The sequence below is a fragment of the Pantoea sp. App145 genome (assembly GCF_047947045.1).
Classification (GTDB): domain Bacteria; phylum Pseudomonadota; class Gammaproteobacteria; order Enterobacterales; family Enterobacteriaceae; genus Pantoea.
This window is the reverse complement of record NZ_CP133291.1, coordinates 92816-118955: the sequence shown is the minus strand read 5'-3', so window position 1 is coordinate 118955 and position 26140 is coordinate 92816. Positions and strand designations below refer to the sequence as shown.

Here is a 26140-nt window from a genome sequence, read left to right as displayed (position 1 = left end):
CGGATTATTGCAGCAATTAAATTTTTAGACTGAGTTTGAAATATTGCAACTGTTCGATTTAAAACCTGGTGAGGACTAAATTCTAAAAAAAATCATTAACGCTTCGCTTGATTACCAAAAATCTTCGGCTAGGGTTACTTCACAATGTCAATGAATTTAAAACCATTAAGCCAATAATTTTCATCACAGTTTCTATTTTTTACTGGCCTTATATTTACCAGGTGCAGCTTCATTTTTATTTTTAGCCCATCAAGCCGAGGTCATTAAATGAAACGGAAACATTTGCATTGTCTGATAATGGCTGCCCTGCTTGCCAGTTCGTTTAATTCTGTTGCTGCGGACACCAATCCCAAAGACGCCACTGGCGCAACTAAACAAGCCAATGATGCGCTGTATAACCAGTTACCTTTTAACGATAAAACCGATTTTAGTGATGCCCACAAAGGATTTATCGCCGCATTACCCGAGGCTGTGATTAAAGGCGCAGCCGGAAATGTTATCTGGGATCCGGGCCAGTACGCGTTTATTAAAGAGGGTGAAAAATCGCCGGATACCGTTAATCCCAGCCTGTGGCGTCAATCACAGTTAATTAATATCAGCGGGCTATTTCAGGTTACCGATGGCGTCTACCAAATCCGCAATCTTGACCTCTCCAATATGACCATCATCGAAGGTGACAAAAGTATCACGGTTATCGACCCACTGGTTTCCGCTGAAACCGCCAAAGTAGGGATGGATCTTTACTATAAACATCGTGGTAAAAAACCTGTGGTCGCGGTGATTTATACTCACAGCCACGTTGACCACTACGGTGGAGTACGTGGCGTAGTAGACGAAGCGGATGTGAAATCCGGCAAAGTGAAAATTTATGCCCCGGCAGGTTTTATGGAGGCCGCGGTGGCTGAAAATATTATGGCAGGCAACGTGATGAGCCGCCGTGCCAGTTACATGTACGGCAACCTGTTAAAAGCAGACCCGAAAGGCCAGGTCGGCGCGGGATTAGGCACCACCACTTCAGCGGGGACCGTCACCCTGATCGCCCCAACGGACACCATCAGTAAAACCGGCGAGAAGCACACCATCGATGGCCTGACCTATGAATTTATGATGGCACCGGGTTCGGAAGCGCCATCAGAGATGTTGTGGTATGTCGAAGAGAAGAAAATGATTGAGGCGGCGGAAGATGTCACCCATACCCTGCATAACACCTACTCCCTGCGCGGTGCCAAGATTCGTGAACCGTTGCCCTGGTCAAAATACATCAACGATGCCATTACCCGCTGGGGCGATAAAGCCGAGATTATTATCGCCCAGCATCACTGGCCGACCTGGGGCAATGATAACGTCAACAACCTGCTGAAAACCCAGCGCGATCTCTATCGTTACATCAACGATCAGACGCTGCGGATGGCGAATGAAGGCCTGACGCGTGACGAAATCGCCGCCAACTTCAAATTGCCGGATGGACTGGCGAAAACCTGGGCGAACCGGGGTTATTACGGTTCAGTAAGCCATGACGTGAAAGCCACTTATGTGCTCTATCTGGGTTGGTTCGATGGTAATCCTGCCACGCTGGATGAGCTGCCCCCGGAAGAAGCAGCGAAGAAATTCGTTGAATACATGGGCGGTGCGGACCCAATCCTGCAAAAAGCCAAAACCGACTTCGACCAGGGGAATTACCGCTGGGTAGCACAGGTCGTCAGCAAAGTGGTGTTTGCCGATCCCAACAATAAAGCTGCGCGCGATCTGGAAGCCGATGCCCTGGAACAATTGGGTTATCAGGCTGAATCCGGCCCATGGCGTAACTTCTATCTCACTGGCGCGCAGGAGCTGCGTAATGGCGTGGTTAAAGGCCCCACGCCAAATACTGCCAGCCCGGACACAGTCAAAGCCATGACACCAGAAATGTTCTTCGATTTCCTCGCGGTGCATATCAATGGCGAGAAAGCCGGCAATGCGAAGGCAGTGATTAACGTCGATCTGGGTGATGATGGCGGCAAATATAAGCTGGAACTGGAAAATGGTGTGCTCAACCACACGTCTGATGCCCAGGCACAAAATGCGGATGCTACCCTCACCCTCAACCGCAACACCCTGAACAACATCATCCTCAAGGAAGAAACGCTGAAGCAGGCGCAGGATAAGGGGGAAGTTAAAATCAGCGGTAATCCCGCCAAAGTCGATGAGCTGCTTGGCTATATGGATAAATTTGAGTTCTGGTTCAATATGGTGACGCCGTAATAATTGCCGGGCTACCGAGCCATTGGGTCGCCCGGAATCACCCTAAAAAACGCTTATTCTGTTTTTATTTTTTTCGCAAATGGACGTAAGACAATCTCAATACCTTTCTGTGCAGTGAACACTTTCAAAACAACCGCTATTTCTAAGGATGTAAACGATGAACAGATCCTATAAAGGCGTTGGTGTTTTAGCTCTTGCTGCCGGTTCGATATTTCTGCCCCATGATCTCCGGGCGGAAGAACCTGCGAAAAATGTGTCCGATGATCAGAGCAACGGTAATAAGCCCAATATTATTTTAATTGTTGCCGATGATACCGGTTACGGTGACCTCGGTGCCTATGGCGGGGGTGAAGGCCGGGGTATGCCAACGCCAAATCTCGATAAAATGGCGCAGGAAGGGATGACCTTCTTCAGTTTTTACGGGCAGCCGAGCAGTACCCCAGGCCGCGCAGCAATGCAGACCGGGCGTATACCTAATCGCAGCGGCATGACCACGGTGGCATTCCAGGGCCAGGGCGGCGGGCTACCGAAAGAGGAATGGACGCTGGCTTCGGTACTGAAAACAGCAGGTTACGACACCTTCTTCACCGGCAAATGGCACCTGGGGGAATCGGACTATGCCCTGCCGAACGCTCAGGGTTATGACGAGATGCGCTATGTCGGGCTTTACCATCTCAATGCCTACACCTACGCCGATCCGACCTGGTTCCCCGATATGGATCCTAAACTGCGCGAAATGTTCGCCCGCGTGACGCGAGGGGCATTATCAGGAAAAGCCGGTGAAGCGCCCCATGAAGATTTCAAGATCAATGGTCAGTACGTTAATACCCCAGAAATTAATGGCAAAGAAGGTGTAGTCGGTATTCCTTTCTTTGATCGCTATGTAGAAAAAGCCTCACTGGAATACCTCGATGCTCATGCGAAAGACAGCAAACCTTTTTTCATGAGCATCAATTTTATGAAGAACCATCAACCTAATATGCCCGACCCGGACTTTATCGGAAAATCAATGGCGAAGACCAAATATGCAGATTCGATGGTGGAAATGGATGCCCGCGTCGGTCACATCATGGACAAAATCCGTTCGCTGGGACTGGATAAAAATACCTTAGTTGTCTTCACCACCGATAACGGTGCCTGGCAGGACGTATATCCGGATGCCGGATATACGCCGTTTCGAGGCACTAAAGGCACCGATCGTGAAGGAGGAAGCCGCGTACCAGCCATCGCCTGGATGCCAGGCAAAATCAAGGCTGATAGCAAAAACCATGACATTGTGGGAGGCCTCGACTTGATGGCCACCTTCGCGTCTGTAGCGGGCATTAAAGAGCTGCCCAAAAATGACCGCGCAGGAAAACCCATTATCTTCGACAGTTACGATATTTCCCCGGTACTGTTCGGCACTGGTCCGGACCCTCGAACATCATGGTTCTACTTTACCGAAAATGAACTGACGCCAGGGGCCGTCAGGGTCGGACACTACAAAGCAGAGTTCAATCTGCGCGGCGATAATGGTGCCTCAACTGGCGGGCTGGCGGTGGACAGCAACTTAGGCTGGAAAGGCCCGTCGTCCTATGTGGCGACTGTGCCGCAGATTTTCGATCTCTGGCAGGACCCGCAGGAACGTTATGACATCTTTATGAATAACTACACCGAGCACACCTGGACTCTGGTGACGTTCAATCAGGCCATCGGTGACCTGATGAAAACCTATGTCAAATATCCACCACGTCCGGCGCAGAGCGAAGCCTATACCGGCCCGATTACCATCAGCCAGTATCAGCGTTTCCAGAATGTGCGCGATCAGCTCGAAAAACAAGGTTTCCAGTTAGGTTTGCCGACCGGTAACTGAGTATTTAATGCGTGGCCCATATTTTATGGGCCATTTTTTCTGCCTTCATGAAGGTATCGAAATGAAAACATTCGCGCATTCAATCGCTGTATTCATTTTGTGGTTTTGCTTTGCCTTGCCAGCCGTCCAGGCTGCGACGGAGCTCCCCTCCTGGAATGACTCTGCGTCGAAAGAAAAGATTATGAGTTTTGTCCAGAAAGTCACACAGCAAGGCAGTGCGGATTACGTGCCGCCAGAGGAACGTATTGCGGTATTTGATAATGACGGTACGCTCTGGACCGAACAGCCTGCATATGTGCAACTGGTGTACCTGATCGATCGTATCAAAGCACTGGCACCGCAGCATCCTGCATGGAAAAACCAGCAACCTTTTAAAGGGATACTGGAAAACGATATGCATGCCGTGGCCGCAACCGGCAATCAGGGACTGATGGCAATTGAACACGCCGCTGACGCCGGAATGACCACCGACGACTTTAAAACCAGCGTGACACAATGGTTGCAGACTGCGCGCGACCCTCGCTTCAAACGCCCCTACACCGAACTGGTTTACCAGCCGATGCTGGAGCTGCTGAGCTATCTACGCGCCAACGGTTTTAAAACCTATATCGTTTCCGGCGGCGGCACTGATTTTATGCGTCCGTGGGTAGAAAAAACCTATGGCATCCCGCCGGAACAGGTGATTGGTTCGACTGACCAGGTCAAATTCGAAATGGGGAAAGACGGCAAACCGCGTCTGATTAAACAAGGGGTCATTAACTTTATCGACGATGGTGATAATAAACCGGTGGCCATCAATCGTTATATTGGCCGGATGCCCATCCTCGCCTTCGGCAATTCCGATGGCGATTTGCCGATGCTGCAATATGTCTCCTCTGGATCTAAAACCAATCTGGTGCTTTATCTTCATCACGATGACGCTGAGCGTGAATATGCCTACGACCGTCAATCCGCTTTTGGACGACTGGATAAAGGACTGGATGAAGCACATCGGCATGGCTGGCCCGTTGTCAGCATGAAAAAAGACTGGAACACCGTCTTCCCGGCATCTCAGTGAGGCATAAGATGAAACATAGCACGACTATTCCGCTGACTCCGCTGCCGACTTTTGAAAAGCTGGGAGTGAACTACAAACGTCGTTATCACATGATGGCAAAGCCCTCCGGTTCCACCTGTAACCTGGATTGCAACTACTGCTTTTATCTGCATAAAGAAGAGTTATTACATCAGCATCGCGATGCAGGTATGAGCGATGAAATACTGGAAAACTTTATCCGTCAATACATTGCCAGTCAGGACGGGGAGGAGATTATTTTTTCCTGGCAAGGTGGTGAACCGACATTAATGGGGCTGGAATTTTTCGAAAAGGTTGTCGCTTTACAGAAAAAATACCAACCCCGCGGCCAGCGGATTGAAAATGATCTGCAAACCAATGCGGTGTTAATTAATGACCATTGGGCCAGATTTTTGAAGAAGCATCATTTCCTCGTAGGTGTTTCCATTGATGGGCCACGGGAGTTACATGACCGTTATCGTGTCACGCGCAGTGGAAAACCCACCTTTGATCGCGTGATGAAAGGCGTTGATGCCTTAAAGCGTCACGGCGTTCCTTTCAATGCATTGGTGGTGGTGAACCGTACCTCCGCAAAATATCCCCTTGAAGTCTATCGTTTTTTGACTCAGGAATTAGGTGCGACTTATATCCAGTTTAATCCCTGCGTGGAGCCGGTTGATTTTAAACATACCGCGCCACAATTCTGGCAGGATGACACGCTTCCCGTCACCGGGTCGCGACGCGCCCGGCCGGGCGATCTGGATTCAATCGTCACCGACTGGTCGGTCGATCCTGAAGACTGGGGGCAGTTCCTGATCGCCACTTTTCAGGAGTGGGTCAGTAAAGATCTTGGCCGGGTGCAAGTGAACTTATTTGAAACCGCAGTCGTCCAGACCATGGGGTTGCCTTCTCAACTCTGCATCACTGCCGAGTTTTGTGGTAAGGGGCTGGCAATTGAAAAAAATGGCGATGTGTTTTCCTGCGATCATTATGTCTACCCCGAATATCGCCTGGGGAATGTCACCACCCATCAGCTGGCACAGCTGGTATTTTCTGAGCGACAAAAACAATTCGGCATGGGGAAACGTAATACTCTGCCACGATACTGCAAAACCTGCCCATATCTGACGCTTTGTTGGGGGGAATGCCCGAAAAATCGTATCGTGCTCACCCCAGATGGCGAATCCGGTCTAAATTATTTATGTCCGGGTATTAAAGCTTTTTTTACATCCGCTATGCCCGCGTTGCAGCAGATCGCAAAAATACTCACTGACCTTAAAGAGTAATTCACGAATGGAGAATAATATGCGTCGATCTCTATTATTATCGGCCCTGTTGCTGATGCCGTTTCACTATCTGGCAGCATCCCCGTATGAAAGCCTCGGTTTTGCCTTGCGCGAGCAAACGATTTTACAGGACCTGCGTGCGCACTGCCATGTCAGCACCACCGTTTCCGATCAGGCGCTGACAAAACACTTTACCGATAATAAAGAGACTCATGATGAGATTATCGCCGCTGCTGATGCATTAAAAGCCGGTAATCAGCAGCTGTATCATAAAAAAATCAGTGATGTTTCCTGCCCATCCGGATTAGCCAGTAAATAACTACCCAGTCGGGAGACGTTATGCGCCGCAATGTCCTGTTATTTATGGTGTTGAGTACGCCATTACTTGCTCATGCCAGTGGTTTATATCTGTATGAAATTGCCACGGAAGATACCGGCCTTGCCGGTGCTGGCCAAGCCGCACGGGCACAGGATGCATCAACGTTAATGACCAACCCCGCCGGGATGACGCGACTGCCAGATCATATGATTACCGGTGGTCTTCAGGCGTTATACGGCGATACGCCCTATACACTGGATAATGATGCCGCCTTACAGGGCAACAGCCCCGGCAACACTATCGGCTGGTTTCCCGGCGCCAGCATGTTCTACCATCAGCGCCTTAGCGACCGCTGGTCTGCTGGCATTGGCCTGTATGGCAATTACGGCCTTGGGCTGGATTTTGGTGACTGGGCGGGGGACCGCCTGATCAAAAAAAGCACCCTGGTTGCGATGACACTCAGTCCGGCGATTGCGTGGAAAATCAATGAGCGACTGTCGTGGGGGCTGGGTCTCGGTATCAACTACGGCTTTCTGTCATTGACGCGTAATGTTGATGGGCAGGATGAAAAAGCCACGGATCATGACTGGGCACTTAACTTCCGTACCGGCTTACTCATGCAAGTCACCGATGCAACGCGCGTGGGTCTCACCTACACCAGCAAAACTGATTATCACTTCAACATCAATGGCACAGCACGCTTCCCGCAGTTAGATAATGTCTCTTATAACCTGCCAATATCGGCGCAGGTTAACACCCCGGCACAACTGATGTTAAGTGCGGTACATGACCTCAATCAGCAATGGTCGCTGTTAGCCGACCTCGGCTGGCAGGACTGGAGCGCTTACGGTGCCAATCAGATCACTGTCAGCGGCCAACCACTGACGCGCGACAATCGCCTGCGCGACACCTGGCACACCGCACTTGGCGTGCAGTTCCGCCCGAATGACCAATGGCGTCTGAACACGGGTATCGCCTATGACAGCAGTTTCTATAAAAACCAGGATGATACCTCAATGACCATGCCCTCGGGTGCAGCGTGGCGTTATGGCGTTGGTGCGCAATACCAGCTGACGACGTCCAGCAATATTGGGGTGGCCTTTGAATACCTGAATATGGAATCGTCGTCCGTTTCATCGCCACTGGTGAAAGGTCACTATAACGATCCGAATATCTATTTTTTCAGCATGAATTACAGCTATCAGTTCTGATTACTGTCAGAACCTGGCACGAGGATGAGCGTAATGAAAACAGGCGTTTATCTGCTTTGCTGGCTATTACTATTTCTCGCGACAAGTGTGTTTAGCGCTGAACCGCGTCAGTCACCTACACCACAGGAGAAAGCACGAACCCTGGTGCTGCTAAATCAACCCGTCGTGATGTTGCAGGCACGTTTTGGCATGACCACCCCGGAAGAACGCGTACAACGTACCCTGACACAGTTACGCGGGCTTAACGCTGACGATCTGCAACAACCGGTTGTTATGGAACCTGTGATGCGTTTCCATCAGCCAGGGGTGCTATTTTCCGTCAACCATCAGCCATTTATGTTACTCAGCCAGGCCGATTTGGATGAAGGTGACGATTTAACACTGATGCAGGCGGCAGACCATGTTTATCAGCGTCTGGAAAAATTACGTGGTTTACTGAAAGAGCAGTATTCTCCGCACTATTTGCTGATTTCGCTGGTGAAAAGCCTGGCTGGCGCAGCGGGGTTAGTTCTGTTGGTGGCGCTGTGCTGGCACCTGAATCAGTGGCAGACACGCGCAGCGGCCAAACGTCCGGCCAGCCGCAAACACCTGCTACCTGCGCCGGTGCGGACTTTTTTCGGGCCAGTCCGGTTACGGCTGTATCAGACATTAATGTTGCTGCTTTGCCTGGTCATGACTTACCTATGGTTAAGCTGGGTATTGCGCTTGTTTCCTTATACCCGCATCTGGGGACTGGATCTGGGTGATTATGCGCTGGCGCTGTTGCAGGAGATCGGCGTGGCGGTGCTGTCGGCATTGCCGGGTTTATTTATTGTCGCCGTGATTATCCTGATCACCGCCATTTTTACCCGTATTATTCGGCTGGTACTCCGTCGGGTCGAGTATGGAAATATGCATATTCCCGGCCTGCATCCTGAAACTATCGGCGTAACGCGCCGTTTGATCAGTGTTGCTATCTGGCTGTTTGCGCTCTCTGCCGCTTATCCGTTTCTGCCCGGTGCCAATTCCCTGGCGTTCAAAGGTATTAGTGTGTTCTTCGGTCTGATGCTGACGCTGGGATCGGCGGGTATCATGAACCATGCCATGAGTGGTCTGGTACTCACCTACTCACGCGCCCTGCGTAAAGGCGATGTGATTCGTATTAGTGACAATGAAGGTGTGGTCACTGAAGTCGGGATGCTGGCGACAAAAATCATTACACGCGAAAATTATGAAGTCACGGTGCCGAATGCGGTGGTGGTCAGTGGCAAGATCACCAATCTCAGCACCGCACTTAAAGGCACAGGGATTAATCTGACCACCAGCGTGACGATCGGCTATGACACACCGTGGCGTCAGGTGCACAGTATGCTTGAGCTAGCCGCCAGCCGCACGCAAGCCATTGTACATCAGGAACCTCCGCTGGTACGTCAACTGGCGCTAATGGACTGGTACATCGCCTATGAGCTTCAGGTGCGGCTGCCAGCAGGCGGATCTCTGGCCGCCGCCAGAACTGAACTACATAGCCATATTCAGGATGTATTTAATGAGTTTGGTGTACAGATTATGTCGCCAAATTTCGTTGCGCAGCCGGAGGGAAGCGTATTGGTCACGCCGGAAAACTGGTACCCCCCTCCGGCGCGCAAGCCAGACCCGGATGTCAGCTGACCCAGCAATTTCTGCCGCGCTCTTTAGCGCGATACAGCGCCTTATCAGCCAGAGCAATGATCGCCTCAGCAGTCAGACCGGGCGCTGCACGGGCAATCCCCATACTGGCCGTCACATACGCGGCGGCGTCAGATGTCGCATGCGGCAGCGCACGTCGTTGAAAACTCTGTTGGATCCGCGCGGCTACGGTTTCTGCCTGAGCAACCGTAGCATCCACAAGCATCACCACAAATTCTTCGCCTCCATAACGCGCCACGACATCCTCCGGGGTACGCACAGCCTCTTTCAGCACTTCAGCTACCGCCGCCAGACATTCATCTCCGGCCTGATGACCGTAGTGGTCGTTGTAGCGTTTGAAGTAATCAACATCGAGCATAATCAGGCTGAATGGGCGCTGTTGCGTTATCGCCTGGCTGAGATGATTTTCCAGCGCGCGCCGGTTTGCTGTGCCCGTTAACACATCCTGATGCGCCAGCATATCCAGCCGGGAGATGAGCAATTGGTTTTGTTCGTAGCGCTGCCAGGCCTCGTTGAACCAGCGTAGCAAAATGTAGCGACCGTAAATCAGGATAACGGTGAATATCAGCCACATAATGGCAAAGCGGTGATTGATGCCCTGGTTCAGCTGCACGCTGGCGAACGGCACAGCCAGCCACAGCGGCAACATAAAACATAGCAACCCACCGGGATAAAAATAGAAGGCAGCCACTGCCGTCAGCAGCAAAATAACGCTAAGTGGATAAGTTAAAGGAAGTTGCCAGTAAACAGCAAAACAGTAGCAGTTGAATGCCCAAATCACACCGATCAGCGTGAGCAACGTCAGACTCAACATCGATAAATGATGTTGCCCACGCCATACCGTCATCAATAACAACAGCGATGCGGCAATCACCAGATAGACGCCACTTTCGACGACAGGAATCAGCGTTTGATGTGTGACCAAACTATCATCGTAGTGATCAAACAAACGATCACGCAGGGCGATCAGCAAAGCAAAGCTAATATTGACGAAGGCAAACCACGGCAGGCTTTGTGACAATGCCTGCCTGACCATCGCACCACGATTAGGCCAGCGCACGGCAAATTCTGTTGGTCGCCGACGTTGCGGTTGGGAACTGTTCACCAGACATCCTTTACGTTGATGGCATTGATAAACAGTTTATCTGCTGGGTGTAAATCAGGTAGTTTTATTCAGCGTGATTTCGGAGTTGTATTCCCGGTGCAAACGGCGCGCCTGAATAAATACTGATTTCCAGTAAGGATTGTTCAGGGAAGAACGCATGACTCCACGACTGGCCGATGCGTGCAGGAATTGTTGATCGGTGTCATAAAAACCAACGTGCAGTTCATGATTGATGCGGAAAAATACCAGGTCACCGGGCTGCATATGGTCAGGCTGAACCCGCTCACCCATTTGAATTAATTCACGCGTGGTGACACGGTCCATCGGAATATTGAAACGATCCTTTAAGGTGCGCCACACGAAGCCGGAACAATCAACACCGGATAATTGCGTGCCACCCCATTGATAAGGTGTTCCCTGCCATGAATGCATCTGGTCATGCAACGCGGCAATAACCGGAATAAGATCTTCCTGGCTTTGAGCACTGTCATTGTCGGCCTGTGAGTCACGATGGGCAGAATGGGATGAGCACCCTGCGAGAGAGAGAAAAACCAGAGCGGCCAGTGCTTTAAACATTGCAGGGGAATTCATGGTGTCGTGTGTCACTCATTGAAGTTGGTTTCAGGTTTATACCGCAGTAATGAACGCCGGAAAAATCAGAACCGCTCAGACTTGCAGTACCTTACACTTCACTTACTCAGGCTTACACTACAATACCAGGATATTTCCGCAGGTAAATAGTTAAATCACTTTCTGATGAATTAATCGACAGGTGCAGGATGTATTGCACATCCTGCACACAAATTTGGCTTAAAATTAATTCAGCGCTGACTCACGAAGCGAAGCGGTATTATTTTCGCTCAATATTTACCGGAAAAGTTTGCACTGATACGTTGTGCCAGATAATCCTTCGCCGAAATCGGTGGATATTTTTTCTCCGGCCCTTCGATAATAACGTCTTCATTCGCCTGGCAGAAAAACGCCAGGCTGTAGCGCGCAGGGACGGATTCGCCTGGTAAAGGATTTGCCACGCGATGGAAATTGGACGGCAATTTATCATCGCTCCAGCGCATCAGCATATCGCCAATATTGCAGGTAATCAGCCCATCCAGCGGCGCGATTGGCGTCCAGACCTGCTCCTCCATCTCTTTGCCCGGACATACCTGCAAACCGCCCTGCCCATCGCGCTGGAACAATAAGGTCAGGCAATCGAAATCAGTATGTGCACCTGCACGCCACGGGCCATCCACTTCACCGGTGATCGCAAAGTAATGCAGCATACGTAAGGTGCTTTGGTAAGTGGCGTGAGAGGGTTCATGTGCATGGCTGAAGAAGTCCTCCGGGAAGCCAAGCTTCAGCGCGAAGCATGAAAGCAGCTTCATCCCCACCGCCCAGCATTGACGCTCGAACTTCATTACCTCATCACGAAAACCTGGCAGGGTGTCATCATCCGGCCACAGGCCAGCCATACGTGGCAGCGTAATCTGGTACGACTCTTTCTGATCAGGCTTGCCGGTAGAAGGACGGATTTGCGCACGATATTCCCAACCCGCATTGCGGCTGAGCGGATGACGGGCCTTTTCGCTTTCCGGTAGTGCAAAAAAACGCTCCGCATTAGCGAACGCGGCGTTGATATCGTCGAGTGGGATATCATGGCCGGAGACCTGGAAGAACCCGATGTCGATGGCCGCCTGCCACAGCTGGTCGGCGATTTCGTGTTTACGTTGGTCGAAATCAGCGAGATCGATGATACGCACTTCGCGTACCGCTTCACTGCCGCGTGCGCCCATCCGTGATTCTTTAGCCAGTTCATGCATAGCGTAAGTCGTTGTCTTTTCCATTGGTGCACCTCGTTATAAAGAGATAACGGATGACCTGTACCGTAACTGGCAGGCCATCCCCGCGTCCATTGGCTGGACGATCGAGCAATGACCCACCGGGCAACGACCACGGCTGACAGCTTCTACTCAATAGCAATCTGGCAATATCTGTGCCACAAATCGCAGGCTACCGTTGCGGCGCGATTTATCGCGCGGTTGTTGCGATGCTTCGGCTCAAAACCGCGCGATAAATCGCGCCGCTACGAGTTAAGTGCGGTTTTATTGCACCATAACGATGCAAATCAGCAACCAATGACTCACAAATGAGCAAAATTTCACAAACAACTCATCACGCAGTGATATCACCTGATTATTTATCTATTAAAATCATAATGATAACCATAAACATGGTGAATGGCATGGGCTTTGCTAATTCCAGTGCAGAGTATAAGCGGTTAGCGTGGCGCGCCTGCCATGCGGAACATTGCTCTACAGCTTCGGCTGTACCTCGTCAGGGGACGGTGCTATGCATCGTGAGCAGGTTCATACACCGCATCATCCCCTGAACACGAACACACTTTGCGTTTGCTTTGGGGGTTTTTATGTCAATGTCGTCCTTCCGTTTGCCGCTGTTTGCCGCGCTTATCGGCGCATCTTCCCTCACCCACGCCGCAGACAAGCTGGTGCTGCAAACCACCTGGGTCGCACAAGCCGAGCAAGGCGGTTATTACCAGGCTGTCGCCACCGGAATCTATAAAAAGTATGGCCTGGATGTGGAAGTCCGTTCGGGCGGGCCGCAGCTGAACAATATGACGTTGCTGCTGGCGAACCGTGCCGATGTTATCGTCAGCTATGATCTTCAGGTGTTGCAGGGCATCCAGCGTAACTTCCCGCTAAAAGCCATCGCCGCCCCCTTCCAGTTCGATCCACAGGGGATTATCACCCACGGTGATGTAAAGGATTTGGCCGGGCTGAAGGGTAAAACTGTGCTGGTCTCCGCCAGCGGCCAGGCCAGCTGGTGGCCGTGGCTGAAAAGCAAATATCAGCTCAGCGACGGCCAGGTGCGTCCTTATACTTTCAATATGCAGCCGTTCCTCGCCGATAAAAATACCGCGCAGCAGGCGTACGCCACCTCAGAAGTCCAGCAAATTAAAGAAGTGCAGCCGGACAGCCAATTTTATCTGTTCGCCAATTACGGCTATCCGGCGTATGGCGGCATTCTGGTGACGCGCGATGATCTGTTGCAGCAGAAACCCGATGTGATGAAACGTTTTGTCGAAGCCTCAATGGAGGGCTGGAAATCTTACCTGGCCAATCCCGCTGCCGGTGACGCGCTGATCAAAAAAGAAAATCCGCAGATGACCGATGCGATTCTGGCGTTTGGCGTCGCGCAGATGAAAGCCCTGCATTTGATTGATGGCGGCGATGCGGCGAAACAGGGCCTGGGAGTGATGACGGAAAAACGCTGGCAAACCACCCGCGACTTTATGGTAAAAGCCGGGTTGCTGGATGCCGCCACGCCGTGGCAAAAAGCCTTTACCACCCAGTTCTATCGTCAGGCAGCCATGTAAGGGACAGGCATGAAAATTCTGATTAAAAATTGCCAGGCCATCCTCACCGGGGATGCTCAGCAGCCCCGCAGTTGCACGCGTGATATCCGTATCGAAAACGGTCTAATCAGCGAACTGGGTTCGCTTCAGGCACAGGCCGATGAGCAGGTGATCGACGCACGCGATTGTGTGGTCTATCCGGGCTGGGTCAACACCCATCATCACCTGTTTCAATCACTGCTGAAAGGCGAGCCGCAGGGACTGAACCAAAGTCTCGGCGCCTGGCTGGCCGCCACCCCTTACCGTTTTCGTGGGGCATTTGATGAACAGACTTTCCGCATCGCTGCACGCATTGGTCTGGTGGAGTTAGTGCGCTCCGGCTGCACCACCATTGCCGATCACCACTATCTTTACTGGCCTGAGATGCCGTTTGATGGCGCGCAGATTTTGTTTGAGGAGGCGCAACAGCTCGGCGTACGTTTCGTGTTATGCCGTGGCGGTGCCACCCAGAGCCGCGGGCTGGAAAGCGATTTACCCACTGCCTTGCGCCCGGAAAAGTTCGAGACAATGATGGCCGATGTCGAACGGCTGGTGACGCAGTACCATCAGGCCAACGCCTTCGCCATGCGTCAGGTGGTGATGGCACCCACCACCACACTGCACTCCACCACACCGCAGGAGTTGCGGGAAAGTGCCCGGCTGGCGCGCCAGCTTGGCATTCGTCTGCACAGTCACCTGTCCGAAACGGTTGATTATCTCGATGCCGCCAAAGCCAAATTTGGTATGACACCGCTGCAATTCTGCGCCGAGCATGACTGGATCGGCAGCGATGTGTGGTTCGCCCATCTGGTGAAATTGTTGCCGGAAGAGATCGCCTTACTCGGTGCAGCAGGCAGCGGTATCGCCCATTGTCCACAGAGTAATGCCCGCCTCGGCAGCGGTATTGCTGACCTGGTTGCTCTCGAGCAGGCCGGGGTAAAAGTTTCGATTGGTGTTGATGGAGCGGCATCCAATGAAGCCGCAGATATGCAGAGCGAAACCCATGCTGCCTGGCAATTACAACGCGCCCGTAAAGGGATGCTGGCGCAACCGCGTTATGCCGGTGGCACTTTTGAAGGCGGTGGCGATGCCGCCAGCATTGAAGATGTGGTGCGCTGGGGCTCCCACGGCGGCGCACAAGTGCTGGGATTGCAAACCGGCGTGATTGCTCCAGGTATGGCGGCGGATATCGCAATTTATCAGCTCGACGATCCGCGCTACTTCGGTTTGCACGATATGGCCATCGGGCCGATTGCCTGTGGCGGGCGGGCGCGTATCAAGGCGCTGCTCTGCCATGGAAAAATTATCATGCAGGATGATGTGATTCCAGGCGTCGATTTACCAGCGCTGGGACGAGCTGCCGCTGATGCGGTGAAAATCCTTCAGCAGCGCGCAGGCGTGACGGTGTAACATGATCCGTAACGGCGCGACGCATCGCGCCGTTACGGAATATGATGATTACAATCCGGCAATCAGCGCTTTTGCTGCTGCACGATGTTTCACCATCAGCTCTGCCGCATCCAGCCCGATGATCTCACTGCCTGACACACGCCATTCCCCACCTACCATCACTTTATCCGCCCGTTCCGCACCACATAAAATCAACGCAGATAACGGATCGTGGCTGCCGCTAAAGCGCAGTTCATCGAGCTTAAATAATGCCAGATCCGCCTGTTTGCCCACCGCCAGCTCACCAATATCCGCACGTCCCAGCAAGCGCGCCGACCCGGCTGTCGCCCATCTCAACACCCGCTGCGGGGTTATCTGTGCTGCGCCATAGCGCAACCGTTGCAGATAAAGTGCCTGGCGTGCCTCGTACATCAAATTCGACGCGTCATTCGAGGCCGAACCATCCACACCCAGGCCAACCGGCGCGCCAGCCGCCTCAAGATCTACCGTCGGGCAAATGCCTGAAGCCAACCGCATATTCGATACCGGACAATGGCAGATACCGGTGCCTGCGGCACCCAGGCGTTTGATTTCGTCATCATTGAAGTGAATGCCATGCGCCAGCCAGGTTCGATTGCTGAGCCAGCCCACATGTTCCAGATAATCAACGGTGCGCATACCAAAGGTTTGCTGGCAAAACGCCTCTTCATCCAACGTCTCCCCCAGATGAGTATGCAGGCGAACATCATGCTGTTCCGCCTGGCGGGCGATTTCGCGCATTAAATCGGTGGTCACGGAAAACGGGGAACAGGGTGCGAGGCCGATCTGAATCTGTGCTCCTTCGTGTCGCTGGTGATACTGCTTAATCAGGCGCAGGCTATCCTGCAAAATGGTGTCGGCATCCTGAATAGTCTGCTGTGGAGGCAGGCCACCCTGTTCTTCTCCCAGATTCATCGAACCCCGGGTCAGCAGCGCGCGCATGCCCAGCTGTTGTACCACCTCCACCTGCACATCAAGTGACTGCTCCATCCCGGCAGGGAAAAGATAGTGATGATCGCTCACTGTGGTGCAGCCGGACTGCAACAACTCCGCCATCGCCACCTGACTTGCCAGATGCAGCGCCTCGGGGGTCAGGCGCGCCCATACTGGATATAGCGTTTTCAACCACGGGAAAAGCGGTTGATTCACTACCGGAAGCCAGGCGCGGGTTAAGGTTTGATAAAAATGATGATGGGCATTAATCAGACCGGGTAATACCACATGGTCACGGGCATCAACCACGCTGTCACAAGGCTGAGACGGGGTCTGCCCCAGGCGCAGAATTTCGCTAATACGCGAACCTTCAATAACCAAGCCGCCACGGCCATCAAGGTTGTCGGGGAGAAATACGGCAAGGGGGTTTTTAATCCAGATACGGGCAGCGCACATGGCTGGCTCCTCTCAGTGGTTAAACATAAGGGTTAGCCAGCTCAGTTATTGCCTGTCTGCTGATCCAGGCGCATCGCGATGCGGCATTACTATGCCGCATCAATGACGACCTGAAAAGCGATCAAGCTGCTTTTTTACGTAACGGTGATTCCGGCATAAACAACGACAGAATAAACGCCAGCAACATCACGCCCGCCGCCATCTGAAATGCCGCATGCACCCCATCACCAAATGCCTGCAAATACGGGATCTGCACATCCATAGCAAGATGGTGGATCGCCTCGGGGTCGAGGCTGTGTGGCAGTTCAGCGCCCTTGTCCACCAGCTTTGTCAGCCCGGATTTCAATACCTGGCTGAACACCGCACCAAACAACGCCACCCCAATGGAACCGCCCACCGAGCGGAACAACGTCACCGAAGACGTCGCCACGCCAATGCTGTCAGGTGAGACGGTGTTCTGCACAGCCAGCACCAGAACCTGCATCACCATGCCCATTCCCATGCCTAAAATGCTGGAGAACAGGTAAATGTGCCAGACCGGGGCATCCAGCGTTAGCGTGGTCATCAGCGCCATGCCGATGGTCGCCAGCAAGGTACCGGCAATCGGGAATATACGATACTTACCGGTGTGGCTGATCACCCGTCCACTGATAATCGAGGTGACCAGCAAACCGCCCATCAGCGGCAGCAATTGCAAACCGGCCTGCGTGGGTGTCGAGGCTTTCACCACCTGCAAATACAGCGGCAGAAAAGTAACGCTGCCAAACAGCGACATCCCGACAATAAAACCAATCAGGCTGGAGAGCAGAAAACTCCGATTACGGAATAACGTCAGTGGGATGATCGGTTCCCACGCCCGACGTTCTTCATACACAAAGCCAATCACTCCCACCACGCCAAAGGCGAAAATGCACCACAGTTGTGGATCAGACCAGGCATGTACCGAGCCCCCTTCACTGGTGAACAGCGTGATACCCACCAGCGCCAGACAGAGGAAAAAAGCACCGGGGTAGTCAATTTCATGCGCCCTGCGTTTGCTATCGGTTTTGAACACCGCGTTTATCACCAGCAGTGCAAACAAGCCCAGCGGCAGATTGATATAGAAAATCCAGCGCCAGGACGCGTGCTGCACAATAAAACCCCCCAGCAACGGCCCAATCACCGTCGCGAGGCCAAATACGCCGCCAAACAAACCCTGATATTTACCCCGATCGGCAGGCGGGATCACATCTGCCACCGCCGCCATACTGACCACCATCAGGCCGCCTCCCCCCAGCCCCTGCAAGGCACGGGTAAAAATCAGCTGTTCCATGTTTTGTGCCAGCCCACACAACGCAGAGCCGACCAGGAACAAAATCACCGAGATTTGCAGCACGGGTTTACGACCAAACAGGTCGCCAAATTTGCCATATAGCGGTACAACAAGGGTCGAAGCCAGCATATAAGCGGTAACGATCCACGACAGGCGGTCTAAACCGCCCAGCTCACCAACAATCGTCGGTAAAGCTGTAGAAACAATGGTTTGGTCCAGGGCAGATAGCAACATGACCAGCAGCAACGCACCCAGCAGCCAGCCAAATGACTGCCGTTTGGTATCCGAGCTGGTGACTGGCTGTACCAGAGAATTGGTTTTCATAGGAAACACCACGTTGAAATTAATTAAATACACAATTAATATTGATCGTAGTCTGGCAGGAAACAAGTGAGCACGCAAAAATGACCGCACAGAAAGTCCCTTTAGACGCAAAATCAGCAAAATCCGAACCGCGTCGTCCCGGCCGCCCACGCGGTGGCGCGATTAACGCGCAGCAGCGCGAACATCTGCTGGATATCACCCTGGCGCTATACGCGGAGAAAGGCATTGGCGAGACATCGCTCAACGCCATTGCGCGCCAGGCGGGTGTCAGTCCGGCAATGCTGAATTATTATTTTCAGTCACGCGAAGCGCTGCTTGATGTGGTGGTTGAGGAGCGTTTTCTGCCGCTGCGACAGCGTCTTGTCGGACATTTTATGCATGAACCGAGTGACCCTGTCACAACGTTTAGCGCCTTTATCCGCGAGATCGCCGACATCATTGAGACCCACAACTGGTTTGCTCCACTGTGGATGCAGGAAGTCACTGAAGGCCAGGGTGGATTAGGACATCACATCAAAACCCGCTTTGGACATGCGGAACGCGATAAGGTGAAAGGTCTGATCGAGGGCTGGCAACAACAAGGGCTGCTCAATGCAGACCTGGAGCCGCAGCTTTTGATGACCTCAATACTGAGTATGGTACTGGTGCCGTTTACCCGTTTTGCCGGCGATCCCGCTTTCAACCGCGAAATGATTGTGCAGCATACCCTGAGCCTGTTCTGTAACGGGATGCGGCCTGCAACCATCAAACCAGCGAAGTCAGGCCAGCAGTAAGTTCAAGCAACAGCTCACGTACCGCAGCAGCAGGCTCCGACAACGGTGTCCGGTCGGAAATACATAAGGACAGAGTCTGGCTAATGACCGGTGCGCGAATGGCGCGGATCACCACGTTGGGCGAACCCGCCTGAATCTGTTCTGCTATTGCTTTTGGCATGATGGTGCAGCCAAGACCCGCATACACAGCACGGGCAATACTATTCACCGCCTCCAGTTCACCGACAACATTGAGGCTTTGATGATGTTGATAAAAAGCTTCGTCGATGGCACGGCGGACAAAGTTATAGGCAGGTGGCAGCAGCAACGGGAGTCCGGCGAGTTGGTTAACCCTTATCCCGCCATCATCAGCGTCGAAAGCAACATCAGCCCGGGCGACAAGACAGAAAGATTCTTCCAACAGCGGTTCATAATGCAGACCTTTGATGCCACCGCGACCATGCAGCAACGCCATCTCCAGCCGACCATTGGCGATAAGTTCGCTATAGGTCTGCCCGACACTTTCCACCAGATGCAGTAATATCCCCGGGTGGCGTAAGCGCATTTCATTCAGTAAGGGCACCGCCAGATTTGCCGCCGCACTAAATGGCGCCAGGCCAATGGAAACCCGGCCCGATAGCAGCTGCCCAGCGCTCAATACATCCACTTCCGCCTGTCCAAACTGACGCAGCATGACGTTGGCATGACCGTACAGTACCTTGCCGGCTTCGGTTGGCACCACGCCCTGCTGACTGCGAATCAACAACTGGCGCTTAAAATGCTCTTCCAGCGCCACTAACTGCTGGCTGAGCGCTGGTTGCGCAATATGTAATGCATCTGCCGCACGGGTAATGCTGCCCATATCCACAATAGTGATGAAAGACTTCAGACGCCGGATATTCATATTGCCCTCATGAACGATTAACGCCTGTTCGGCGATTCACTCAGGCAGTGGCGACTATATCGGCTTTACTTTTACGAGAGGTAAGAAGAAATGCCTGTCGCCAGATAGGTGTTTTATATGAATATCTTTACCAAAGCCGATACATCCATTCTGACTGGAGAGACTTTGGTATCAGGTCAACTCTTCAGCCCTGTCAGACACTGTTACTTTTCGGATCTGAAAGGTGAGTTGATCGAACCATCAGGATTGGTTGTGCCGGGAATCGCCTCCCCCATCTCGGAAATACAGAGAGTAAATGAGTCAGCATTTTCATAAAATATTTCACGCCTGAAAGCATGATTTTCCCTGAGTCGGGTATCTGTAATCACCGAAGAATGATAAAGCGGATCAATTCTTTCCACCAGCTTACCATTTTTTATATGATCACCTCCGCCGGTAATGAAATCACTTCCCCAATCTCCCCGGGAAAAAAGAATTGAGTTATCGCGTCTACCCATTAGTGAATTGGGGCCTGTCCCGCCATAGCGGGGAGTCGGATAAATTAAATCCGGGGACGGTTTACCATCAATTAATACACTAGGATGAAATAGTTCATGCATCCAGGCTTGATTCTGTGAGTGCTCATCTAACAGCATGAACCGTTCGGTGAGACCGATATAATTTTCGTCGTGATGCCAGGTAGCTACCACATTTTGCCGACTCTTCTCTGTAAGCATCTCATAACGGATGCTTTTATCATTTCGTAACGCCCATTGCGCGCGCTCATATAAGGCATCAATGCGTTCAGCGGTTCTGACGATATCCACATTGGTCAGCTGTTCCAGATATGACGCGAATCGATTTCTAAGATCATAGCTTTCCAGCGTTTTAAGATCATGCAGTAAAGAACGCATCTCATTCAATTTCAGTTTCCTGACTTTGACCAAAGCAGAGGCTATTTTATCTGTCAGGGATTTGCTTTCATCAATCATGTAATAACGCCTTGATTCATCCAGCTTTATATGTTTTTTTATCTCAAGAAGATCACTTTCTTCAAAACCATTAAATCCTCCCACGGCCTCACGGAACTGTTCAGTGCGTTTAATATAGCCTAAATGAAGAGAGAGAATCTCTCTTCCTTTCGGGGTATATAACACATCTTTAGCCTTCAGCAAGGTGGGAATGGCCTTTTCCATCGCACTATTAAGTATTTGTGCACGTTGATGACTGAGTTTATCGAGTTTTTTCAGACCCTTTGCCAGGGTCACAATATTATTGGTTGGCGCAACAACATAGCGTTGCCAGAAAGAGAGATTTAGCGTTTCCAGCCTTCGAGGTGGTGTTGAATCCACAAGGGATTCAACTTTAATGCCTTCTTCTAGTGTGGCTTCCGCAACACCCTCTGTTTCCATTTTCGGTGAATATTTAAAAATATTCACCTCATCGGAGATAAAACGGCTACCGAACCTGATACGATTGCCCTCCCTCACGCCAACACTTTCCACAGCAGCGATACCATCAAATAAGATGGCCGCACCATCCCAAAACAAGTTTTTTATGGCTTTTTTACGTTGAGCATAACTATCTCCATTAATGGCCTGATCCAGGTCGAGGCTCGCTTCGGCGATATCCATGCCCAGGAAAGTCACTGCTCCAACCGCAGGCGCAACCACGAAAAGTAATCCAATAACACTTTTTGCCGCCTGTAAATTCATTAAAACCTGTTGCTTGAGCACCTCATTATTAGAAGTCGTCAACACCTCACTGTCGCTTAATATACGTTCTTTCATCCTGTCGCGTAGCCAGGTAAAAGGATCACCATTTATCGTTTTTGGTCTGATGTTAATACATTCACTTCCCCACCTGCCCTCTTTTATTTTTCTCATTGCGGAAAGAACACCGTTAGTCAGCATGCCATCCTGACGGTTCAGCAGGGTAAAATGCCCCGCCAGTATTTCACATTTTCTCGGGTCGGTAATCTGATTGATGAACCATTGCTTCATCTGACTTTCATTGTCGAATTCCCGATAGTATTTATCAAGAGATGGCAGATAGACAATGATTTTGCCATCACTTCCTCGCAGAATAAAAATATTACTGGCTTCATAGCCGTTAATATCAAAGGTTGTCAGCGAAGCCCCCAAACCGACACCCATTTCCTGTTTCAGTGCTGCCAGCGAGACAGCCGAATTTTTTAGCACATTGCCAAAAATCGCGCCATCCAATAGCTTTAACCCTTCCGGTGATAATTTCCCGGTTGCGCACTGCTCCATAGCTGCACTGATTGCCTGCCCCTTAGCCAATAGCCTGACTCCCGCTGAATATTTACTCCAATAGTCCTTTTGTTCCTGTTTAAATTCATTGGAAAAATCAATGCCGATAACGACATCTTTGAAAACTCTGGGGGTTAAACGAACCTCATTTCTTTCGTCATAGTATTTTGCTGTACTGTTTGCTGTATAAATCCCGTCACTGCCATTAAGGGTGTCATCATTCAGTCGCTCTTCGGCATTGAAGTTTTCCATTGCCTTTTCTGTCAGTGTTAACGATTTATCTGGTGGCCCGACATGATCCCAGCCAGTGACGGTTTTAGTAGAAGAACCCGCATATTTAAATTGGTGATAATAAATACGGTCAGGATCGAGATCTAAATGACAGCATTTCTTTAATGACGTTTTCAGTTCAGCGGAAACAAAGGAAAAAATATCCTGGTAGTTATCAATCACTTCATTTGTGATATTGACGTAAGTTTTCCACTCAACCAGCCAGTTTGTACCATTGTGGGCATTGATTTTAATGGTGGACTGCTCATTCAGGCTGGCATGGGGTGGCACCGTGCTAACTGCGGTTGTCGGGGCAGTGATTTCACGCTTTTGCCGGGCGAGACCAGGAATATTATTCTGCAACATCATCGATCCCCAATCTCTGAAGCGGACTGGAGGGGTTGCCGCCTCGACACAAAATCCGGCTGTCACAGGAGGACGCACATTCCCTGCGGTCTGTTCAGGTATGACTGGTGGCCTGTTTGCGGCTTCCCACATCCCCTGCAGAGAGAGATGGTGTCCCATCTTTGCTTTTCGCAACAACTGCCCCAAATCGGTCTCATCATCCACAATCCACTTTAACGGATTCAGCCCGTCATAGAGCGAAGAAAGCCATTTAGCGGCTGGGATGACCTGGCAGCATCTTGCCCGGAATAATGTTTTAATCGCTACCGTTATGGCAGATGCGATATCGGTTCGATTCGGCACCAAAGAGGCGAAAAAGTTGAGCAGTACAATTTCTGGCGCGATAAGTGTGCAAGGCAATATGGCTCGCCCCTCCTCCATCAGCGCTTCCCCCTCTTTTGTCAGCGCTCTCCCTTGTTGGAGTACCACAACCAGTTGTTTGAAAATGGCCTGATTCACCTCGACGGGTTTGGCCATGGCCACACCCGTGATATCAAAAAAATCTTCAAAAATTTTTTTATGTTGCAAATTTGACTTTTTTTCTGGCGGCGGGAAAGGTGACGGTGTAAATAAATGATTAAGTAACTCCCGGTTTTTCTTTATATTCAACAGCCGTAACGCTCGACTGAGAAAAATATAACGCTCGTAGGGTATGGTTTCCGCACGGTAATCATCAGAAACTTTATCAACTTCCGGCATGATACGTGATAAAACAGCTGAAATCTCCTTACTCACCGATTGCGACAACGGTTCAAAAGGTGAATTCGTGACCTGACAGATCCAATTCATTGACCAATTATAAGTAGAAATAACCTGATTAAAATGCGAATTGACTTTAAACAGGGATGAGTTGCTAATTCCTTCTTTCATCAGAAACTCCTTTTATAGATAGATTTTCTATCCGGCAGAATTAGCTTAGTCGTACTTGAGCAGAACCGCACCAGCTCTTAACGCATTAAGTTATACGAGTCATCTTATAAGTGGGTAGTAAAACCGGCGTTATTGCGTGAGTGAATGGATATGATGTGCAAGGCAGATCGGATGATAAACACGCCACCAGGATGGAGGCGTATTATCACTGTTCGATGTTATTTTTCAGTTCTGTCAAGAATGAGATAAGCCGGTTGGCACATGCTACCGCGCTCCTGAATCCAGTAATAATCCATATCGGCGATATGGTCGTTCAGCCCGGCATCGACACGTTTCACTTCCAGGCGTAAGCCTGCCATATCGTTATAACTTAGCCCTGTCTTGACGATAAATTTATATTTAACACCCTTCTCTTCTTCGAAGGATTTAAGATAAGGTGTCATCTGCTGTTGGATTTCTTTCAAACAGATAACTTCGTTATTAATCTTAAATGGCTCCCCAGCTACACCGTCAATCGGCGCAGCGAAAGCAGATGCTGATGCCAGCGCCAGCAAGGCGGGCAGAATTATTTTATTAATAACACGCATTATAGTTGCCTCCATTATTGCGCACGCACTTTAACCCTTCTGATTCATAGGGTGGTAAAACAATTGGCTTTGCATCGGGTCGTGAAAGGTGAGGGAGTGAGCTGATCAGAGCAAAAACACACTGATTTAAGACGTTACCGACCTCCGCTGCCTTGTTGAGATAATCATTCGTTACCCGGTCTCTTCGGTACATCTCCTGCTTCCGCATCTCTTTGGGAAATTCGGAGAAAGGACGCCAGTCCTGCGCATCACGCCATGCTTTATACGGGGCAAGCTGTGCTTTATATTGCTGGCGACAATCTGAATTTTCAATTGCCGTCATATACTTACTGTTGCTAACGCCATAATCGATATAATTACTTTCAGCCATCCCCCTATCAAGAGAGTCTTCAGCGTAGGTAGAAATTTCTTTCAGAATCTCCTGGGTCATCTGAGGATTTTCTTTCATATCCTTCGCAATCAATGTATGGACCAGCGACATGTCCTTCGCTTCTGTCCATTTAATCATTGGGACTTTCGGTACATCAACAATATCTGAGTTCGGATTTTTGGGGAAGAAATTAGCCACGCCCACGCCCATTGTCACCACAAAAATAAAGAAACTCGCAATCGCTGCAGTGAGAAAGGTTCTGAATTTCCCCCGGCCTTTATCACGGCAACGATTCGCTATCTTCTTATAGCTTAAAATCGTGATTACAATACATATGACGATCACTACCAACCCTTGCATGCCTGCTCCTTTGGAAATATATCCCGATTAAATTCATAAAGGTACACATCCGTGATATCGGCATTTGTTGCCGGGTCTTTAACGCACCCCTGTAAAAATCTTTTCACCTGACCGAAACTTTCCCTGCTCATCCAGCGAACTGATTAACAGAGTCGAAAAACCGGAACACCCTCAAACCCGCAGGAGCAGATAATGAAACCCATGAAAAACCTCGTTCGTACCCTGACCCTGGCTGCCGTGCTGGGCCTATCCGCCACCGCAATTACCGCGCAGGCCGCACTACCCGTCGGAGCCAAAGCACCCAACTTCGAATTGCAGGGCGCTCTGGCAGGCAAACCGCTGACCTTCTCACTGCAACAGGCGCTACAGAAAGGTCCGGTGGTGCTTTACTTCTTCCCGGCGGCGTTCAGTAAGGGTTGTACCCTTGAAGCGCATGATTTTGCTGAAGCCACTGACAGCTTCAAAAAAATGGGGGCGACAGTGATTGGCGTGACTGCCGGTAACACCGACCAGGTCAGCGATTTCTCCAAACTGGAGTGCCGCGATAAATTCACGGTAGCGGCCGACCCGGGTGCCAAAGTCGCAGCAGAATACAAAACCACTATGGAGATGAAGGGTAAAACCCTGTCTGACCGCACTTCCTATGTCATCGCCCCGAATGGCGACATCCTGCTGAGTTATACTGACAGAAACCCGGACACCCATATCGAGAAAGCACTCGCCGCCGTGAAACAGTACAGCGACGCACATCCGCAAACCGCGACTAACTAATCGA

General features: G+C 51.0%; 20 protein-coding genes. 11 read left to right on the top strand and 9 right to left on the bottom strand.

The genetic code is table 11. The features are described from left to right. Positions 1–267: 267 nt before the first annotated feature. From RCF31_RS20445 to RCF31_RS20415, 7 genes are all read left to right on the top strand, one after another. On the top strand, positions 268–2241 hold the full coding sequence (locus RCF31_RS20445) for an alkyl/aryl-sulfatase (protein WP_416413632.1): 1974 nt from the start codon (positions 268–270) through the stop codon (positions 2239–2241). Positions 2242–2398: 157 nt separating this feature from the next. Further along, complete coding sequence (locus tag RCF31_RS20440) at positions 2399–4093, top strand: arylsulfatase (protein ID WP_416413631.1); 1695 nt, start codon at positions 2399–2401, stop codon at positions 4091–4093. Positions 4094–4154: 61 nt separating this feature from the next. Next, positions 4155–5150: an HAD family hydrolase gene (locus tag RCF31_RS20435; RefSeq protein WP_416413630.1), complete on the top strand. Its 996-nt coding sequence runs from the start codon at positions 4155–4157 to the stop codon at positions 5148–5150. An 8-nt stretch (positions 5151–5158) separates the two neighbouring features. Further along, entirely contained in the window at positions 5159–6433 is a 1275-nt protein-coding gene (locus tag RCF31_RS20430) for an anaerobic sulfatase maturase (RefSeq protein ID WP_416413629.1), read from the top strand. 19 nt (positions 6434–6452) lie between these two features. Continuing rightward, positions 6453–6752 carry a YicS family protein gene (locus RCF31_RS20425; RefSeq protein WP_416413628.1) on the top strand — a complete coding sequence of 100 codons (300 nt, stop codon included), beginning with the start codon at positions 6453–6455 and terminating at the stop codon, positions 6750–6752. A 20-nt stretch (positions 6753–6772) separates the two neighbouring features. Next, a complete protein-coding gene (locus RCF31_RS20420) occupies positions 6773–7963 on the top strand; it encodes an OmpP1/FadL family transporter (RefSeq protein ID WP_416413627.1) in 1191 nt (396 codons plus the stop codon). Positions 7964–7996: 33 nt separating this feature from the next. Further along, positions 7997–9610 (top strand): mechanosensitive ion channel family protein, encoded by a 1614-nt coding sequence (locus RCF31_RS20415; RefSeq protein ID WP_416413626.1) that lies wholly within the window; start codon positions 7997–7999, stop codon positions 9608–9610. Here the strand turns inward: RCF31_RS20415 and RCF31_RS20410 are convergent. The 3 genes from RCF31_RS20410 to RCF31_RS20400 form a co-directional block, all read right to left on the bottom strand. Beyond that, on the bottom strand, positions 9603–10733 hold the full coding sequence (locus RCF31_RS20410) for a membrane-associated sensor domain-containing protein (RefSeq protein WP_416413625.1): 1131 nt from the start codon (positions 10731–10733) through the stop codon (positions 9603–9605). The genes RCF31_RS20415 and RCF31_RS20410 overlap by 8 nt on opposite strands. A gap of 54 nt (positions 10734–10787) precedes the next feature. Next, positions 10788–11324 (bottom strand): C40 family peptidase, encoded by a 537-nt coding sequence (locus tag RCF31_RS20405; protein WP_084880800.1) that lies wholly within the window; start codon positions 11322–11324, stop codon positions 10788–10790. Positions 11325–11593: 269 nt separating this feature from the next. Then, positions 11594–12574, bottom strand: coding sequence for an isopenicillin N synthase family dioxygenase (locus RCF31_RS20400; RefSeq protein WP_416413624.1), 981 nt, complete (start codon positions 12572–12574; stop codon positions 11594–11596). A 581-nt stretch (positions 12575–13155) separates the two neighbouring features. Here RCF31_RS20400 and RCF31_RS20395 point away from each other — a divergent pair. Together RCF31_RS20395 and RCF31_RS20390 are read left to right on the top strand one after the other, a co-directional pair. Next, complete coding sequence (locus tag RCF31_RS20395) at positions 13156–14124, top strand: ABC transporter substrate-binding protein (RefSeq protein ID WP_416413623.1); 969 nt, start codon at positions 13156–13158, stop codon at positions 14122–14124. A 9-nt stretch (positions 14125–14133) separates the two neighbouring features. Continuing rightward, on the top strand, positions 14134–15552 hold the full coding sequence (locus tag RCF31_RS20390) for an amidohydrolase family protein (protein WP_416413622.1): 1419 nt from the start codon (positions 14134–14136) through the stop codon (positions 15550–15552). 48 nt (positions 15553–15600) lie between these two features. Here the strand turns inward: RCF31_RS20390 and RCF31_RS20385 are convergent, their stop codons facing one another. Beyond that, a complete protein-coding gene (locus tag RCF31_RS20385; RefSeq protein WP_416413621.1) occupies positions 15601–16959 on the bottom strand; it encodes an 8-oxoguanine deaminase in 1359 nt (452 codons plus the stop codon). 121 nt (positions 16960–17080) lie between these two features. Next, complete coding sequence (locus tag RCF31_RS20380) at positions 17081–18595, bottom strand: MDR family MFS transporter (protein WP_416413620.1); 1515 nt, start codon at positions 18593–18595, stop codon at positions 17081–17083. 80 nt (positions 18596–18675) lie between these two features. Between RCF31_RS20380 and RCF31_RS20375 the strand changes: the two genes are divergently transcribed. Continuing rightward, positions 18676–19368: a TetR/AcrR family transcriptional regulator gene (locus tag RCF31_RS20375; protein ID WP_416413619.1), complete on the top strand. Its 693-nt coding sequence runs from the start codon at positions 18676–18678 to the stop codon at positions 19366–19368. Here the strand turns inward: RCF31_RS20375 and nac are convergent. The 4 genes from nac to RCF31_RS20355 all read right to left on the bottom strand — a co-directional run bounded on the left by nac (position 19340) and on the right by RCF31_RS20355 (position 25365). Then, positions 19340–20251, bottom strand: a complete 912-nt coding sequence (gene nac / locus RCF31_RS20370; protein WP_416413618.1) for a nitrogen assimilation transcriptional regulator NAC — start codon at positions 20249–20251, stop codon at positions 19340–19342. The genes RCF31_RS20375 and nac overlap by 29 nt on opposite strands. Positions 20252–20454: 203 nt before the next feature. Next, entirely contained in the window at positions 20455–24048 is a 3594-nt protein-coding gene (locus RCF31_RS20365) for a dermonecrotic toxin domain-containing protein (protein ID WP_416413617.1), read from the bottom strand. Between the two features lie 218 nt (positions 24049–24266). After that, positions 24267–24635, bottom strand: coding sequence for a hypothetical protein (locus RCF31_RS20360; RefSeq protein ID WP_416413616.1), 369 nt, complete (start codon positions 24633–24635; stop codon positions 24267–24269). Beyond that, positions 24622–25365, bottom strand: coding sequence for a hypothetical protein (locus RCF31_RS20355; protein ID WP_416413615.1), 744 nt, complete (start codon positions 25363–25365; stop codon positions 24622–24624). The genes RCF31_RS20360 and RCF31_RS20355 overlap by 14 nt, the downstream gene beginning before the upstream one ends. A gap of 192 nt (positions 25366–25557) precedes the next feature. Between RCF31_RS20355 and RCF31_RS20350 the strand changes: the two genes are divergently transcribed. After that, positions 25558–26136 (top strand): peroxiredoxin, encoded by a 579-nt coding sequence (locus RCF31_RS20350; protein WP_299450795.1) that lies wholly within the window; start codon positions 25558–25560, stop codon positions 26134–26136. The last annotated feature ends 4 nt before the right edge of the window (positions 26137–26140 follow it).

What these genes read in the sequence shown, in the direction of transcription:
- RCF31_RS20445 (WP_416413632.1), top strand. Translation starts at nt 268, where the DNA reads ATGAAACGGAAACATTTGCATTGTCTGATAATGGCTGCCCTGCTTGCC.
- RCF31_RS20440 (WP_416413631.1), top strand. Translation starts at nt 2,399, where the DNA reads ATGAACAGATCCTATAAAGGCGTTGGTGTTTTAGCTCTTGCTGCCGGT.
- RCF31_RS20435 (WP_416413630.1), top strand. Translation starts at nt 4,155, where the DNA reads ATGAAAACATTCGCGCATTCAATCGCTGTATTCATTTTGTGGTTTTGC.
- RCF31_RS20430 (WP_416413629.1), top strand. Translation starts at nt 5,159, where the DNA reads ATGAAACATAGCACGACTATTCCGCTGACTCCGCTGCCGACTTTTGAA.
- RCF31_RS20425 (WP_416413628.1), top strand. Translation starts at nt 6,453, where the DNA reads ATGCGTCGATCTCTATTATTATCGGCCCTGTTGCTGATGCCGTTTCAC.
- RCF31_RS20420 (WP_416413627.1), top strand. Translation starts at nt 6,773, where the DNA reads ATGCGCCGCAATGTCCTGTTATTTATGGTGTTGAGTACGCCATTACTT.
- RCF31_RS20415 (WP_416413626.1), top strand. Translation starts at nt 7,997, where the DNA reads ATGAAAACAGGCGTTTATCTGCTTTGCTGGCTATTACTATTTCTCGCG.
- RCF31_RS20405 (WP_084880800.1), bottom strand. Translation starts at nt 11,324, where the DNA reads ATGAATTCCCCTGCAATGTTTAAAGCACTGGCCGCTCTGGTTTTTCTC.
- RCF31_RS20400 (WP_416413624.1), bottom strand. Translation starts at nt 12,574, where the DNA reads ATGGAAAAGACAACGACTTACGCTATGCATGAACTGGCTAAAGAATCA.
- RCF31_RS20395 (WP_416413623.1), top strand. Translation starts at nt 13,156, where the DNA reads ATGTCAATGTCGTCCTTCCGTTTGCCGCTGTTTGCCGCGCTTATCGGC.
- RCF31_RS20390 (WP_416413622.1), top strand. Translation starts at nt 14,134, where the DNA reads ATGAAAATTCTGATTAAAAATTGCCAGGCCATCCTCACCGGGGATGCT.
- RCF31_RS20385 (WP_416413621.1), bottom strand. Translation starts at nt 16,959, where the DNA reads ATGTGCGCTGCCCGTATCTGGATTAAAAACCCCCTTGCCGTATTTCTC.
- RCF31_RS20380 (WP_416413620.1), bottom strand. Translation starts at nt 18,595, where the DNA reads ATGAAAACCAATTCTCTGGTACAGCCAGTCACCAGCTCGGATACCAAA.
- RCF31_RS20375 (WP_416413619.1), top strand. Translation starts at nt 18,676, where the DNA reads ATGACCGCACAGAAAGTCCCTTTAGACGCAAAATCAGCAAAATCCGAA.
- nac (WP_416413618.1), bottom strand. Translation starts at nt 20,251, where the DNA reads ATGAATATCCGGCGTCTGAAGTCTTTCATCACTATTGTGGATATGGGC.
- RCF31_RS20365 (WP_416413617.1), bottom strand. Translation starts at nt 24,048, where the DNA reads ATGAAAGAAGGAATTAGCAACTCATCCCTGTTTAAAGTCAATTCGCAT.
- RCF31_RS20360 (WP_416413616.1), bottom strand. Translation starts at nt 24,635, where the DNA reads ATGCGTGTTATTAATAAAATAATTCTGCCCGCCTTGCTGGCGCTGGCA.
- RCF31_RS20355 (WP_416413615.1), bottom strand. Translation starts at nt 25,365, where the DNA reads ATGCAAGGGTTGGTAGTGATCGTCATATGTATTGTAATCACGATTTTA.
- RCF31_RS20350 (WP_299450795.1), top strand. Translation starts at nt 25,558, where the DNA reads ATGAAACCCATGAAAAACCTCGTTCGTACCCTGACCCTGGCTGCCGTG.